15 protein-coding genes are annotated in these 14,794 nt (G+C 67.9%); 7 read left to right on the forward strand and 8 right to left on the reverse strand.

All coding sequences use genetic code 11. The features are described from left to right. Nucleotides 1-47 precede the first annotated feature (47 nt). Nucleotides 48-773, forward strand: a complete 726-nt coding sequence (gene ubiG, locus F0Q34_RS19655; protein WP_241665593.1) for a bifunctional 2-polyprenyl-6-hydroxyphenol methylase/3-demethylubiquinol 3-O-methyltransferase UbiG — start codon at nt 48-50, stop codon at nt 771-773. 11 nt (nt 774-784) lie between these two features. Here ubiG and F0Q34_RS19660 read toward each other — a convergent pair whose 3' ends face one another. From F0Q34_RS19660 to F0Q34_RS19670, 3 genes are all read right to left on the reverse strand, one after another. Further along, nucleotides 785-1,249 carry a DUF1178 family protein gene (locus tag F0Q34_RS19660; protein ID WP_149814030.1) on the reverse strand — a complete coding sequence of 155 codons (465 nt, stop codon included), beginning with the start codon at nt 1,247-1,249 and terminating at the stop codon, nt 785-787. A gap of 55 nt (nt 1,250-1,304) precedes the next feature. Then, nucleotides 1,305-1,565, reverse strand: coding sequence for a glutaredoxin 3 (gene grxC, locus F0Q34_RS19665; RefSeq protein ID WP_149814043.1), 261 nt, complete (start codon nt 1,563-1,565; stop codon nt 1,305-1,307). Nucleotides 1,566-1,634: 69 nt separating this feature from the next. Further along, entirely contained in the window at nt 1,635-2,426 is a 792-nt protein-coding gene (locus F0Q34_RS19670) for a ComF family protein (RefSeq protein WP_149814031.1), read from the reverse strand. Nucleotides 2,427-2,503: 77 nt separating this feature from the next. Here F0Q34_RS19670 and F0Q34_RS19675 point away from each other — a divergent pair, with 77 nt between their 5' ends. Both F0Q34_RS19675 and map read left to right on the forward strand, forming a co-directional pair. Beyond that, nucleotides 2,504-3,391: a methyltransferase domain-containing protein gene (locus F0Q34_RS19675; protein ID WP_174242080.1), complete on the forward strand. Its 888-nt coding sequence runs from the start codon at nt 2,504-2,506 to the stop codon at nt 3,389-3,391. Nucleotides 3,392-3,456: 65 nt separating this feature from the next. Then, nucleotides 3,457-4,263, forward strand: coding sequence for a type I methionyl aminopeptidase (gene map / locus F0Q34_RS19680; RefSeq protein WP_149814033.1), 807 nt, complete (start codon nt 3,457-3,459; stop codon nt 4,261-4,263). 36 nt (nt 4,264-4,299) lie between these two features. Here the strand turns inward: map and F0Q34_RS19685 are convergent, their stop codons facing one another. Beyond that, on the reverse strand, nt 4,300-5,673 hold the full coding sequence (locus F0Q34_RS19685; protein ID WP_149814034.1) for an ABC1 kinase family protein: 1,374 nt from the start codon (nt 5,671-5,673) through the stop codon (nt 4,300-4,302). After that, nucleotides 5,666-7,498, reverse strand: coding sequence for a M3 family oligoendopeptidase (locus tag F0Q34_RS19690; protein WP_149814035.1), 1,833 nt, complete (start codon nt 7,496-7,498; stop codon nt 5,666-5,668). The genes F0Q34_RS19685 and F0Q34_RS19690 overlap by 8 nt, the downstream gene beginning before the upstream one ends. Nucleotides 7,499-7,635: 137 nt before the next feature. On the opposite strand from F0Q34_RS19690, the gene F0Q34_RS19695 reads away from it, so the two are divergent. After that, nucleotides 7,636-9,339, forward strand: a complete 1,704-nt coding sequence (locus F0Q34_RS19695; RefSeq protein WP_149814036.1) for an AMP-dependent synthetase/ligase — start codon at nt 7,636-7,638, stop codon at nt 9,337-9,339. A 379-nt stretch (nt 9,340-9,718) separates the two neighbouring features. On the opposite strand, the gene F0Q34_RS19700 is transcribed toward F0Q34_RS19695, so the two are convergent. From F0Q34_RS19700 to F0Q34_RS19710, 3 genes are all read right to left on the reverse strand, one after another. Then, a complete protein-coding gene (locus tag F0Q34_RS19700) occupies nt 9,719-10,996 on the reverse strand; it encodes an MFS transporter (RefSeq protein WP_149814037.1) in 1,278 nt (425 codons plus the stop codon). Nucleotides 10,997-11,109: 113 nt separating this feature from the next. After that, entirely contained in the window at nt 11,110-11,382 is a 273-nt protein-coding gene (locus tag F0Q34_RS19705) for a DUF2312 domain-containing protein (protein WP_149814038.1), read from the reverse strand. A gap of 108 nt (nt 11,383-11,490) precedes the next feature. Then, on the reverse strand, nt 11,491-11,799 hold the full coding sequence (locus F0Q34_RS19710; protein WP_149814039.1) for a DUF1244 domain-containing protein: 309 nt from the start codon (nt 11,797-11,799) through the stop codon (nt 11,491-11,493). 158 nt (nt 11,800-11,957) lie between these two features. On the opposite strand from F0Q34_RS19710, the gene F0Q34_RS19715 reads away from it, so the two are divergent. The 3 genes from F0Q34_RS19715 to F0Q34_RS19725 all read left to right on the forward strand — a co-directional run. Next, a complete protein-coding gene (locus F0Q34_RS19715; RefSeq protein WP_149814040.1) occupies nt 11,958-12,968 on the forward strand; it encodes an LLM class flavin-dependent oxidoreductase in 1,011 nt (336 codons plus the stop codon). Beyond that, nucleotides 12,965-13,552, forward strand: a complete 588-nt coding sequence (locus F0Q34_RS19720) for a DUF924 family protein (RefSeq protein WP_149814041.1) — start codon at nt 12,965-12,967, stop codon at nt 13,550-13,552. The genes F0Q34_RS19715 and F0Q34_RS19720 overlap by 4 nt, the downstream gene beginning before the upstream one ends. Nucleotides 13,553-13,877: 325 nt before the next feature. Next, on the forward strand, nt 13,878-14,794 hold a 917-nt coding region (locus F0Q34_RS19725), incomplete at its 3' end, for an outer membrane protein (protein WP_149814042.1).

Raw genomic sequence — 14,794 nt, forward strand, 5'->3', positions numbered from 1 at the left:
GCGTGATACCGCAACCGACTTCAAATTCCGGCCCGGAGTGCTGCCCCTTGACCAGTCCGACCGCCTTGCCCTCCGAAGTCGCCAAATTCGATGCGCTTGCCGGGGAATGGTGGGACCCCAGGGGGCCCATGGCGCCGCTGCACCAGATGAACCCCCTGCGGTGCCGCTGGATCGCCGGCCGGCTGGCCGCCGCTCACGGCCGGCAGGGCGAGAACCTGCGCGGGCTGACGGTGCTCGATGTCGGATGCGGCGCCGGGCTGGCCAGCGAGCAACTGGCCCGCTACGGCGCGGCGGTGACCGGGCTCGACGCCGCCGGGGCCGCCCTCGGCGCGGCCCGCGCCCATGCCGCCGCCTCAGGGTTGGACATCGAATACCGCGACGGCATGCCCGAGGATCTGGTTGCCGAGGACCGCCGCTTCGATGCCGTGGTGGCCCTGGAGGTGATTGAGCATGTGGAGGACCGCCCTGCCTTTCTGCGGGCCCTGGCGGCCCTGACCAGGCCCGGCGGCATCGTGTTCCTGTCCACGCTGAACCGGACCGCGCGGTCCTTCCTGTTCGCGAAGCTGGGAGCGGAATACGTGCTGCGCCTGTTGCCGCGTGGCACGCATCAATGGTCCATGTTCGTCACCCCGGCCGAGCTGACGCGGGAGGCGCGGGCGGCCGGGCTGCGGCTGGCGGCCATCTCGGGCATGGCGCCCGGCCTGCCCAGCCAGGGCTGGCGTGCCACATCGGACGTGGCGGTGAACTACATCGTGGCGCTGACCCGGGATTAGCCCTGGTCCGGTCAGCCGTCGGCGCGCGGCACCCAGGGCAGGCGGGCAACCTCGATGCCTTCCTCCCGCAGCGCCTCGGCTTCTCCATCGCTGGTTTCGCCATAGATGCCGCGGCGTTCGCTTTCCCCGCGATGCATGCGGCGGGCCTCCTCGGCGAAGCCTTCGCCGACATAATCGCAATTCTTCTCGACCTCTGAGCGCATCCGCTGGAGCAAGGCCATCATCTGCGCCGGCATCGGGCCGGCCGCCGCCGGCTGGGGCGGCGATGGCGGCTGAGGCGCCTCCTCCACCCGCTCGGCTGCCATGGCCCGGCCGCGCGCGACGGCGGGCGACATCAGGGCCTTGCTGACCGACTGGCTGCCGCAAACCGGGCATTCCACGAGCTGCGCCTTCACCAGCTTCTCGAAGGCGGCGCTGTCCTTGTACCAGCCGTCGAAACGGTGGTCCTGATCACAACGAAGCTGGTAATGGATCATGGGTTTACCGGATCGTGTTCAATCAAGGTCGGAGGTCAACCACGGGCGCCGTGGCTCAGGCCACCTGCAGCATCTCGTCAAGCTTGCCAGCGCGGTCCAGCGCAAACAGATCGTCGCAGCCTCCCACCGCCTCGTCGCCGATGAAGATCTGCGGCACCGTGGTGCGGCCACCGGAACGCGCGATGGCCTGCGCCCGCTCGTCCGAGCCATGCGGGGAGTCATACTCGGTGAATTCGACCCCCTTGCGGTTCAGCAGCATCTTGGCGCGTGCGCAGTAGGGGCAGAACGGCGTGGTGTAGATTTCGACCTTGACCATATCCTGCAAATTGTCCGCCCGCCGCCTGGGGTCAAGAGCATTCCGGCCCTGCGCCGCATCCATTCCGCTTCATGGCGCTTCCACCAGCCGCGGATCGGCCACGCGCGCCACGGCCAGCACATCGACGGAGCGTGCCCCGGCCTCCAGGAGAACGGCAGTGCAGGCGGACACGGTGGCCCCCGAGGTCAGCACATCGTCCACCAGCAGAATGCGGCGACCGTCGATCCTGGGACGGTCCCGGGCCGCCAGGGCAAAGGCACCGCGCAACACCTCGGCGCGGGCCAGGGCGCCCAATGGCCCGAGCGGCGGCGTGCGGCGCGGCCGCAGCAACAGGTTCGGTGCCCAGGGGATGCCGGACAGGCGCGACAACTGGCGCGCCAGCAGCGCTGCCTGGTTGTAGCGCCGGTGCATCAGCCGCCGGCGGTGCAGCGGCACGGGCAGCAGGAGATCCGCATGGTCCAGCAGTTCCCGCCCCGCCCGCGCCATCTGCCGGGCGAGCGGCAGGGCCAGTTCCGTGCGGTCGCCATGCTTGAACGGCAGCAAAAGCCGCTTGGAGCCGTCGTCATAAAGATAGGCGGCGCGTGCCTGCCCGTAGATCGGGGGTTCCTCGGCACAGCGGCCACACCAGGCCTTGCCGGCGTCATCCATCCCCGCCGCCTGCCCTTCATGCAGGAACGGCGTGCCGCAGCACCGGCATTGCGGCTCACTGAGCGGCGTCAGGGCCGCGAAGCAATCCGGGCATGCTGCCCCATGGCTGAGGGAAACCTCGCCGCAGGCGACACAGCGCGGCAGCAGCAGCGCGTCCAGCGCAACCCTGCCGAAGCCGTGCAGCTTCCTCAATCCGCCCAGAGCGTTCACCATTTCGTGATCTGTAGGACAGCCATGATCTGCTCCGCAAGCGACTTGCGGCGCGCCGCCGGCCGGCGCATCTGCGCCACATGTCTGACCCGATGCGGATCTTCGACCGAGCCCTTCTGCGCCGCCGGCGTGAGCGGGCTGCCCCTAGCATCCAGCGGGTGACGCCCGTGCTGGAAGCGGCGGCGGAGATCCTTCTGGATCGCCTTGAGGACACGTCGCGCCGCTTCAGCCGCGCGCTCGATATCGGCGGTCGCGGCAGCGTGGCCCCTGCCCTTCGGGCCCGCGGGGTCGACCATGTCGTGTCGATCGACCTTTCGCCCCGCATGGCGGGCCGTGCCGGCGGCCTGCCCCTGGCGGCGGACGAGGAATGGCTTCCCTTCGCGCCGGCCAGCTTCGACCTGGTCGTGGCCAATCTGTCCCTGCACTGGGTGAATGACCTGCCCGGCGCGTTGCTGCAGATCCGGCAGGCCCTGGCGCCGGACGGATTGTTTCTGGCCAGCCTGCCGATCCTGGGGACGCTGCAATCCTTGCGGACGACCCTGGCCGAGGCGGAAGCCACCCTGCGGGGCGGCATCAGCCCCCGCATCTCGCCTTTTCCGGAATTGCGGGACGGAGCGGCATTGCTGCAACGCGCCGGCTTCGCCATGCCGGTGGCCGACCGGGACCGGCTGGACCTCCGCTTCCGCACCCCCATGGCGCTGATCGCCGATCTTCGCGCGGCTGGCGAAGGCAACGCCGTCCTGGCGCGCGATTCCCGGATTCCACCCAGGGCATTGTTTCCCCTGGCCTTCAGCACCCTGCCCTCCCAGGACGGCAGCGTCGCCATGCCGCTGGAGATGGTCATTCTGACAGGCTGGGCACCTGCCGAGGGCCAGCCTCAGCCGGCGCGGCGCGGGAGTGCCCAGGCACGGCTGGCCGATGCTCTGGGCACGGTCGAGCACAAGGCCGGCGGCCCCACCCGCCACTGATCGCAGTGGAGGCTTGCGGCCAGGGCGCTTGCAACCCCTCGGCTGGCCGCGCATCTTGCAGCATCATGGAACATTCTGGTGCCGAGGCGCGGCGGATCACCCTGTACGCGCCGCAAGATTTCGAAGGGCTGCGCCGCGCGGGGCAGCTTGCGGCCGCGACGCTCGACATGATCGCGCCGCATGTGCAGCCGGGTGTCACGACCGATGAGCTGGATCGCCTTTGCGACGAGTTCATCCGGGCGAATGGCGCCGTCTCGGCCTGCCTCGGCTATCGGGGTTATCCGAAGTCGGTCTGCATCTCGATCAATCATGTCGTGTGCCACGGCATCCCGGGCGCCCGCGCGCTGCAGAACGGCGACATCCTGAACATCGATGTCACCGTGATCCTGGATGGCTGGTATGGCGACACCAGCCGCATGTATGTGGCGGGCCAGCCGAACACCAAGGCCAAGCTGCTGCTCGACGTCACGCATGAAAGCATGATGCGGGGCATCGCCGCCGCGCGGCCGGGCGCCCGGCTCGGCGACATCGGCCATGCCATCCAGAGCTATGTCGAGAAGCACCGCTTCAGCGTGGTGCGCGATTTCTGCGGCCATGGGATCGGCCGCACCTTCCACGCACCCCCCAATGTGCTGCATTTCGGCCGCCCCGGCGAAGGGGCCGAGCTGAAGCCAGGCATGGTGTTCACGATCGAGCCCATGGTGAATACCGGCCGCTACGACGTGAAGATCCTGGATGATGGCTGGACGGCCGTGACCCGCGACCGCAGCCTGTCGGCGCAGTTCGAACATATGATCGGCATCACCGAGGCAGGGTGCGAGGTCTTCACCTATTCCCCCGCCGGGCTGCACAAGCCGCCCTACCAAGCTTGAAAAAAAGGGCCGGAAAGGTTTTCCGGCCCTTTTCCATCAGACCGCGCCGGGCGGCACGCCCGCGTCGCGCAGGGCATCGGCCTGCCGGCGGGCAACCTCCGCCTCATTGTAGCCGGCGATCAGCTCGTTGAACATGCGGTGCCAGTTCAGCCTCGCGCCCAGGCGCATGAAGGCGCTGCCGAGGCCGACCGCCCCGCGATCCACCAGCACGAACTCCCGTGGCGGCTTGACGCCGCCGGTGCGCTTCAGGCCGGCATGCACCTGGGCGGCGACCTTGCGCCCGAAATCGGGATCATCCACTTCCTGGATGGGCCGCACCCGGTCGTCCAGCAGCGGCTCATGGAGGAACTTGGCCCAAAGGCCCAGGACCTCCATCTTTTCCCTGGAAAGATTGGTGAAGCCCCAGATCCGGTAGGCCTCGGCCGCCTTGTCCTGGTCGTTGTCGCGGATCGCCTCGTAAAGCATGATGACGCCCGACAGGAAGCTCGGCGGAAAGACGCGAATCGCTCCGAAATCCAGCAGGTTGATGCCCGCCGGCTCTCCGTCCCGCGGCTGCCGCACCTGATAGTTGCCCAGATGCGGATCGCCATGGATCACGCCATACTGGTAGAAAGGCTTGTACCAGGCCCGGAACAGCGCAGTCGCATAAGCGTCCCGCTCCTCCTGCGGGGGATCTTCCGCCAGCCGCTCGAGGATGGGCCGCCCATCGAGCCAGTTCATCGTCAGCAGGCGGCGGGTGCAATAACCCTCAACCGGCACCGGCGTGCGGATGGTGGGCTCATTGGCCAGCATCAGGTTGTAAAGGCGCATCTGCGCCGCTTCGCGGGAATAATCCAGCTCTTCCCGCAGCCGGTCGCAGAGCTCGAGGTAAACGTCGTCATGCTGGATGGCATCGTCCATGCGGGCGAACAGGCCCATGGCGATCTTCAGCTGCCGGAGGTCGGCCTCCACCACGCTGGACATATCCGGGTATTGCAGCTTGCAGGCCACGTCCCGGCCATCCGGCAAGGTTCCGCGGTGAACCTGGCCCAGGCTGGCCGCCGCGGCGGCCTCATGGCCGAAGGTCTTGAAGCGGGATTGCCAGTCTGGCCCCAGCTCGGTCGACATGCGGCGCCGCACGAAGGCCCAGCCCATGGGCGGCGCATTGGCCTGCAAGGCCGCCAGTTCCTTGGCGTATTCCGGCGGCAGCGCGTTCGGCACCGTGGTCAGGAACTGCGCCACCTTCATCAGCGGCCCCTTCAACCCGCCGAGCAGCGCCTTCAGGTCATTGGCATGGACCGCCTTGTCGGTCTTGATGCCCAAATACCGCTCGCCGGCCACGCGCGCGGCGATGCCACCCACCGCGCCCGAGGTGCGGGCCATCCGGCGGATCTCGCCAAACAGCGTACTGCCTTCGCGGTCGTCAGCCATCGGCGCGCTCCAACTCGTCAATGAAGCCGGAAATGACATTCAGGCCCTTGTGCCAGAAGGCCGGATCGGAAGCGTCCAGCCCGAATGGCGCCAGGAGCTCCTTGTGCCGAAGCGTCCCACCGGCCCGCAGGAGATCCATGTACTTGTTCTGGAAATCCGGAACGCTGCCCTCCTGGAACACCCCGTAAAGCGCGTTCACCAGGCAATCACCGAAGGCATAGGCGTACACGTAGAAAGGCGTGTGGACGAAGTGCGGGATGTAGGACCAGTAGATCTCGTAGTCTGGCGTGAACTCGAAGGCCGGGCCGAGGCTCTCGGTCTGCACCTGCATCCACAGGGCGCCGATCTCCTCCCGCGACAGCTCGCCCTTGCGACGCGCATCGTGCAGCAAGGTTTCGAAGCGGTAGAAGGCGATCTGCCGCACCACCGTGTTCAGCATGTCCTCCACCTTGCCGGCCAACAGGGCACGGCGCCGCTTCGGGTCCGTCTCGGCATCCAGCACCGCGCGGAAGGTGAGCATCTCGCCGAAGACGCTGGCCGTTTCGGCCAGGGTCAGGGGCGTGCCGGACATCAGGTAGCCATGGCCGGAGGCCAGGACCTGGTGCACTCCGTGGCCCAGCTCATGCGCCAGGGTCATCACGTCGCGCGCCTTGCCGTGATAGTTCAGCAGCAGATAGGGGTGCGCCGACGGCACGGTGGGATGGGCGAAGGCGCCCGAGGCCTTGCCGGGGCGCAGAACCGCGTCGATCCAGGGCTTCTCGAAGAACTCACGGCCGATCCGGCCCAGTTCCGGGCTGAAGCCGGAATAGGCGGACAGAACGCGGTCCCGGGCGGCATCCCAGGGGATATCGCTGCTATCCTCATCCGGCAGCGGCGCGTTCCGGTCCCAGTGCTGCAGCTTGGGCAGGCCGAGCCAGCGCGCCTTCATCGCGTAATAGCGGTGGGACAGGCTGGGAAAGCTTTCGATGACGGCCGTCACCAGCGCGTCCACCACCTCGTCCTCGACCATGTTGGCGCGGTTGCGGCTGCTGCCGGGGCGCGGATATTTCCGCCAGCCATCGACGATTTCCTTGTCCTTGGCCAGGGTGTTGGTGATCAGGGTGAACAACCGCGCCTTTTCGCCAAAGGCCGCGGAAACCCCCTTCGCCGCCGCCTGACGCACCGCGCGGTCGGGGTCGGACAATTTGTTCAGCGCGCCGGAAACGTTCAGCACCTCCCCGCCGACCTTCACCTCCATGGCGGCGACGGTTTCATCGAACAGGCGGTTCCACGCTGCGCGGCCGGTGACCTCCTTTTCGTGCAGCAGCCGCTCCACCTCGTCGGACAGCTGGTGCGGGCGGAACACGCGGAGATCGCGCAGGAAAGGCCGGAATCGTTCGAGCGCAGGGGAACGGAGCTTCGCTTCCAGGTCCGCCTCCTCCAGCTTGTTCAGTTCCAGCGTGAAGAACAGCAGGTTGGACGAGATCGCCGTCACCCGCTCCTGCATGGTTTGCAGGAAGCGCCCATTCGCCGGGTCCTGGGCATCGGTGGCGAAGGACAGGGAGGCAAAGGACATCACGCGGCCGAGGACTTCCTCGATCGCCTCATAACGCCGGATCGCCTCGGCCAGGTCGTCGCCGGAAATGCCCGGCAGCCTGCCGGCGAGCGCCGCATGGAACGCCTTCGCATCCGCCTCGGCCCGCGCCAGGTCCGTTTCCAGCGCGGGGTCGGCGGAGCTGGCGTAAAGGTCGGAAAGATCCCATTCGGGCAGGGTGCCGGGCACGCCCGCCGCCTGCGGGCGGCCGGCGGTATCGCGGGAGGCGGAGCGGGCATGGGAAAGCTGCACGGTGGACCTTGCGGTTGTGGGTTCGCTTCCACCGATATAATCCCTTGATCGGACAGGCCAAGCGCCTGTGGCCGCGATCACCGCCGTGGTGGCCCTCGCGGCTCGCCCTCCCCGCAGCAAGGACACCGCCCCAAACGATGCCTGCCGAGGAAAACTGGACCAGCCTGCCCGCCATGATGTTCGACCTGGCACGGGCCTCACCGGACCGGCCGATGTTGCGCTTCTGGCGCGATGGCCAATGGCGCAGCCTGAACCGGGGCGCCTTTGCCCTGCAGGTGGCCGCCGTGGCGGCCGGCTTGCGCGCGCGCGGGATCGGACCCGGGGACCGGGTGCTTCTGGTGTCGGAGAACCGACCTGAATTCCTGATCGCGGATCTCGCGCTGATGGCGATCGGAGCCGTCCCGGTTCCGGCCTATGTCACCAACACGGTTGAGGACCACGCCCATCTGCTGCGGGATTCCGGCGCGCGTTGCGCCATTGCCTCGACAGCGCGGCTGGCGGCCCAGCTGAAGGACGCTGCGGGCGCGGCGGGGCTGGACCTGCGGATCTGCATGGAAGCGGCGCCCGACACGCTGTCATGGGCCGAGCTTTGCGCCACGCCCGGCGACCTGCCGATGCTGGCCGCGGAGGCGGACCAGATCCCGGCCGGCAGACTGGCCTGCCTGATCTACACCTCCGGCACCGGCGGGCCCGCCAAGGGCGTCATGCTGCCGCACCGGGCCATGCTGGCCAACCGCCGCGGCATCACCGACTTCGTGCGTCGCCTCGGCCTGCCGCGCGATGCCTGCTACCTGTCCTTCCTGCCGCTGTCCCATGCCTATGAGCACACAGTGGCCTATCTCCTGTCCTCCTTCGGGCTGGAGATCGTTTTCAGCCGGGGCGCCGAGCGCCTCGCGGCCGAGTTCACGGAAATCAGGCCCCATGTCGTGACCGCCGTGCCGCGGCTGTTCGAGGTGCTGCGTGCCCGCATCCTGGCGGGGCTGGAAAAGCAGCCCGCATTCCAGCGCCGCCTTTTCGACGCCGCCCTGCGCCTCGGCCTCCGGCGGCTGGACGGCCCTGCCCTGACGGCATGGGAGAAGCTGCAGGACAAGCTGCTCGACCGGCTTGTGCGGCGGCGGGTGCAGGCGCGCTTCGGCGGCCGGCTGACGGCCCTGGTGTCCGGCGGGGCGAGGCTGGACCCCGGATTGTCCGGCTTCTTCCTGGCCCTGGGCCTTCCGGTCCTGCAAGGCTACGGCCAGACAGAGGCCGGCCCGGTCATCAGCGTCAACCTCCCCTGGGATAATGACCGCCACAGCGTCGGAAGGCCGCTTCCGGGCGTCAGCCTCCGCATCGCCCCGGATGGCGAGGTGCTGGTCCGGGGGGAGCTTGTAATGGATGGCTACTGGAACAATCCTGAGGCCACCGCCCAGGCGCTGAAGCCGGATGCACCGGGCGGCGAAGCATGGCTGCACACCGGGGATATGGGTGAGTTGGCCAACGGCCAGCTCCGCATCACCGACCGCAAGCGGGATTTCATCAAGACCCAGGGCGGGGAAATGGTCAGCCCGGCGCGCGTGGAAAGCCTGCTGATGGCAGAGCCTGAAATCGCGCAGGCGGCCCTTGTGGGTGAAGGCCGGCCCTTCGTGGCCGCCCTGATCGTGCCCGCCGAAGGCAAGGCCGAGGCCGCGGCCGCGGCGATCGCGCGGGTGAATGCGCAGCTTCCACCACCGCACCGGGTGCGCGGGTACCGGATGGTGCCGGCTTTCTCCATCGAGAACGGTCAGTTGACGCCGACAATGAAGGTCCGCCGCCGCGTGGTCGTGCAGCAGCACCAGGACAAGGTGGAAGAAATCTACGGGTAAGGGACGGCGATCAGCCGATGGTTTCCATGACGAGACGGCGGATTTCAGCCTGCGACCAGGCAACGGGATGCATTGGCGGCGCCTGCTTGCCAGCATCATGGTTCGCCGTGCTCGGCGCGTTCAAGGTAGTCTTGTGGTGAGTTTGCATTTTTTCCTGATTGGGGCTGGGCCTGTTGCGGTCCAACCCATCCTGAGAATAAGAGATTGAAGAAGCGTTGCCTGAGGCAACGGCCCAGAAACGTGGTAAGAAGCGTTAAGTTTCAGGGCTTTCATCGGAGATAGCTCGGCTCGGTCGAGCCGCATCTGGCTGAAAAGCCGATGCATGGCTCATGGCCACGCACCACCGATTTTTTCTACTTGGGCAGCAGGGCTGCCTCTTTCAAGAGGCGGCGCTGCGCTCCGCCGCCACTTCCTCGGCCACGGCCACCAGTTCGGTTCCCACGGGCTGCACCGGCATCACCAGGAAGTCCTCCTTCGCATCGGGCGCGGCACGCTGGCTCATGCGGTACAGGCCCCAGGCCGCGATGCCGGTCTGCGCTCCCATGATCAGCCAGCCCAGCGCTTGGTTCCCCATGGCCGACATGGCCGCGCCGCCAATCAGCGGCCCAGCGGCGGCACCGGCGCCCCACAGGATCAGCAAGCCACCCGAGGCCGCGGCGAACTCGCCAGGCGGGACGTGGTCGTTCACATGCGCCAGGATCAGGCTATAGGCCGGAATGACCAGCGCACCGAACGTGGCCACAAGAAGATAGGTCAGGCTGCGCGGGGGATGCTCGGGCACCGCCAGCAGCATCCACAGAAGGGCCAGCGCCGCCGTTGTGGCGAGCCCGACGATCAGGCGCCGACGGTCGATCCGGTCCGACAGCCAGCCCATCGGCCAGGTGAACAGGAAGCCGCCCAGGGAGCCCATCGCCATGAAGGTCGCGACCTCCACGGCATCCAGGCCGGAACGCTGGGCGAAAAGCGGGCCGAGGGAATAAAAGGAGCCGGTGCTGATGCCCACCAGGGCGGCCGCCACGACGCCGAAGGGCGATTGTCCGTAGAGCCGCCGGAGGTTCAGCGTGGCGCCGCCCGCGCTCTCTCCGTCATTCTGCACCGGCGCCTGTGCACGGGACAGCACCACCGGCACCAGGGCCAGCGAGATGATGATGGAAACCAGGCAGAACGGCACGAAGCTGGTCGGAGGAGCGATCGTCAGCAGCATCTGGCCGCCCACACCGGCGATCATGCCGGTCATGCCATAGATGCTGAGGATCTGCCCGCGCACTGCGCTGGTGGAAGCCCCGTTCAGCCAGCTTTCCACCACAATGAACAGGCCAGCGAAGCAGAAGCCCGTCATGACCCGCCCCAGGGGCCAGAGCCAGGGATAAACCAGCATCACATGCAGCAGCGGCACGGTGGACGCGATGGCCGCGAGCGCCGCAAAGGCCCGGGTATGCCCCACCGCGCGCACCAGGCCGCCGCCCAGCAGCGAACCCGCCATCAGGCCCACATAGAAGCCCGAACCAGTCAGGCCGATGGCCAGCGCCGGGAAGCCCTCCCGCCCGCCGCGCAGGGTCAGTAGCGATCCCTGGAGCGTGTTGCCCATCTGCAGCAGGGCATAGCCCAGCAACAGGGCGAACACCGTCGCCAGCGTGGTCAGCAGAGAGGATCGCAACGGCAGCCCCTGTTCCTGTGGCCCCGTGCGCGGGCAGCGGCCAGGGGCTTTCCGGTGGCCGGCCAGTTGAGGCCGGCCGGAAGGGCGCGGAGACCGAACCCGCGCCCATTGCCTCACATGCCGAGAGCGCGGCGGTACAGGTCCAGCAGGGTTTCCTGCTCCTCCACCTCGGCCGGCTCCTGCTTGCGGATGCGGATGATCTGGCGGATGACCTTCACCTCGAAGCCGGCCGACTTGGCCTCGGCGAAGATGTCCTTGATGTCGTCGGCGAGCGCCTTGCGCTCCTCCTCCAGACGCTCGACGCGCTCGATGATCGAACGCAGCCGGTCCGCGGCAATGCCTCCGACCTCGGCATCCTGATCCTGGGTTTCGACGGCCTCGGACATCGCGCTACTCCAAGCTACTGGTGACCGGCTGGCAGTGTTCCACCGGTCCATGGGCGGCGCGGTATAGCCCGGCTCCGGGGGCCGGCAAAGCGCGCTTTTCCCGCGCCATCAGTGATGCGGGTCGCGCGCGGCGAAGCGCGCCTGCTGCTCCGGCGTGGCCTCCTTCTGGTGCCTGGCCTGCCACTCCTTGTAGGGCATGCCGTAGATCGTCTCGCGCGCCTCGGCATCGGGAAGGGCAATCCCCTGGGCCTCGGCGGCCTCGCGGTACCAGCGGCTGAGGCAGTTGCGGCAGAAGCCCGCCAGGTTCATCAGGTCGATGTTCTGCACGTCGCTGCGCTCGCGCAGGTGCTCCACCAGGCGGCGGAAGGCGGCCGCTTCGAGCTGCAGGCGGGTTTCCGGGTCGATCGGCGTGCTCATCGGTGGGCTCCTGGACAATGTCTGGACCTGCAAGGTGGGATGCCGGCATGGCTCCTGCCAACCCCATCCCCCTGCGAAGCCGCCCTCTGCGCCCCATATGCCGTGCAACGACGCCCCGACTGAGGGGCGATGGCTTCCCGCTGGAGAAGAACTGCCCGATGCTCCGTTTCTCGGTTCTCGATCTCGCTCCCGTGCCGCAAGGGTCCGAGCCCGCCCAGGCTTTCCGCAATTCCCTCGATCTCGCGCAGCATGCGGAACGATGGGGCTATCACCGTTTCTGGCTGGCCGAGCACCACAACATGCCCGGCATCGCCAGCGCCGCGACCGCGGTGGTGATCGGCCATGTGGCCGCCGGCACCAGCCGCATCCGGGTGGGTTCGGGCGGCATCATGCTGCCCAACCATGCTCCCCTGGTCATCGCCGAGCAGTTCGGCACGCTGAATGCCCTGTTCCCGGGGCGCATCGACCTGGGGCTGGGCCGGGCGCCCGGCACCGACATGCGGACCGCTCGCGCCCTCCGCCGCAACATGCAGAACGATGGCGACAGCTTCCCGCAGGATGTGGTGGAGCTGCAGCGCTGGTTCGCTGAGGTGGAGCCAGGCCAGCCCGTGCAGGCCGTGCCGGGCGGCGGCATGGACATTCCCATCTGGCTGCTCGGCTCTAGCCTGTTCAGCGCGCAACTGGCGGCGGCCCTCGGCCTGCCCTTCGCCTTCGCCTCGCATTTCGCGCCGCAGATGCTGATGCAGGCGCTGGAAGTGTACCGGGAAGGCTTCCGTCCCTCGGCCACCCTGGAGCGGCCCTACGCCATGGCCGGCTTCAACCTGTTCGCCGCCGGGACGGACGCCGAGGCGCAGCGCCTTTTCACCTCGGTGCAGCAGCAATTCCTGAGCCTGCGCCGCGGCAGCCCCGGGAAGCTGCCGCCGCCGGCCGAGGATGTGGAGGCGCTGCGCCAGGAGGCACGGCTGGCGGGCGTGGACCATAGCCTGTCCTGTTCCGCCGTCGGCTCGCCCGAAACCGTCCGGCAGCAGCTACAAGGCTTCCTGGAACAGACAGGCGTGGATGAGGTGATGCTGACGGCGCAGATCCATGACCACCAAGCCCGGCTACGCTCCTTCGAGATCGGCGCCGGGATCTGCCGTGACCTGGTGGCGAGGGGCGCCGCGGCATGAGCGGCCTGGATCGGCAACAGAAAGCCATTCTCGACTTCTGGTTCGCGGATGGGCTGGACACGCAGCGCGCGGCCTGGTTCCGGCGGGACGAAGCTTTCGACGAGGCGATCCGGAAAAGCTTCTGGACGCTGCCGGACCAGGCGCGGGATGGCGCCTTCGACCACTGGCTCGGCACGCCGGAAGGCAGTCTGGCGCTGCTGCTGGTGCTGGACCAGTTCCCGCGCAACCTGTTCCGAGGGCAGGAACGGGCCTTCGCCTATGACCCCAAGGCACGCGAGGCGGCGCGGGAAGCCGTGCTGACACACCGGCATGACGAAGCCTTGCCGCCCGCCGCCCGCGTGTTCCTGTACCTTCCCTTCGAGCATTCGGAGGCGCTGGCGGACCAGGACCTCTCCGTCTCGCTGTTCGAGCGGCTGCGGGATTACCCTGAGCATCGGGCGGAGGGCGGCTCCATCGACTATGCCCTCCGGCATCGCGACGTGATCCGCCGCTTCGGACGCTTCCCGCATCGCAATGCCATCCTGGGCCGCGCTTCCACGGCCGAGGAAGAAGCTTACCTGCGGGAGCCGGGCGCGGGCTTCTGACAAGAAGCGGGGAAGGAAAGGTCTTCCGCCTCCCCGCATCACTGATTTTTCTTGACAGCACCCGCAATGAAACGGCCCTGCGGAAGGCTTCTTCGCCATCCCCAGGGAATGGAATATTTTTCCATTATTTTTCATATGCTTAATTGTAATATCCGCTCACGCTCATGCGAGCGGCTTGCCTGGGTGTGGGCCTGCTGTGGTGCCGGCGCAACACTCTCCCCGTACCCCCTGCAGCGGCGGAAACTGGGCGGCGTCCTTCATCATTCCTGGCACGCCCCCCCACTGAGGGCAACCGACGCACTCGGTTTGCCAAGGAATACGCAGAATGTCGCTACGCAAGATCCTCCTCGCCGCCACGATCCTGGCCACTCCCGGAATGGCCATGGCCCAGGATGCCTGGTATTCGCCCACCACCTGGATCCCGAACCCCGCCGCAGAGCCGGTGCAGGGCCTGTATCTCGGCGCCGGCGCGGGTTGGAACCATTCGGATTCACGCGGCCTGACCGCCCGGGGCGGCAACGATGCCTACTTCAATGGCACCTCCGGCAACAACCAGGGCAACCTCGGCTTCGAGGAAGGCTTCATGGGCGCCCTGGCCCTGGGCTGGGGCTTCGGCAACGGCCTGAGGACCGAGATCGAGGGCAGCTACCGCTACAACAATGTTGACCGGCTGGGCGGCTTCCAGAACCGCGCCGGCGGCCCGCCGGGCGTGGCGTTCCGGGGCATCGACGGCGACATGCAGCAATACGGCGTGTTTGCCAACCTCTACTACGACTTCCAGCTGCCGCGCTGGTTCCCCAACATGCCGGTGGCGGTGGTGCCGTATATCGGCGGCGGTGTCGGCTACATGTGGACGGATCTGGAGGCCAGCGGCACGCGCCTCACGCCGGGCGGCAACTCCGTGCGCATCGACGACACGGTGGGGCAGTTCGCTTATCAGGGCATGGCCGGCCTCGCCTTCCCGATCAGCGCGGTTCCGGGCCTCTCCGTGACGGCGGAATACCGCTACACCGGCACCCTGCAGTCCAAGTTCGACGGCACCGTCACCAATCCGGCGGGCGGCGTGGTTTCCCGCGGGTCCTACGAGGTGGATCAGGCCCACAACCATTCCGCCATGCTGGGCGTGCGCTACGCCTTCAACCAGCCCGCGCCGCCGGTGCCGGCCCCGGTTGCTCCGGCCCCGGCCGCGGCGCCGGCTCCGGCGCGCACCTACCTGGTGTTCTTCGACTTCGACCGCGCCGA

The organism is Teichococcus oryzae, from assembly GCF_008386565.1.
GTDB classification, from domain to species: Bacteria; Pseudomonadota; Alphaproteobacteria; order Acetobacterales; family Acetobacteraceae; genus Pseudoroseomonas; species Pseudoroseomonas oryzae.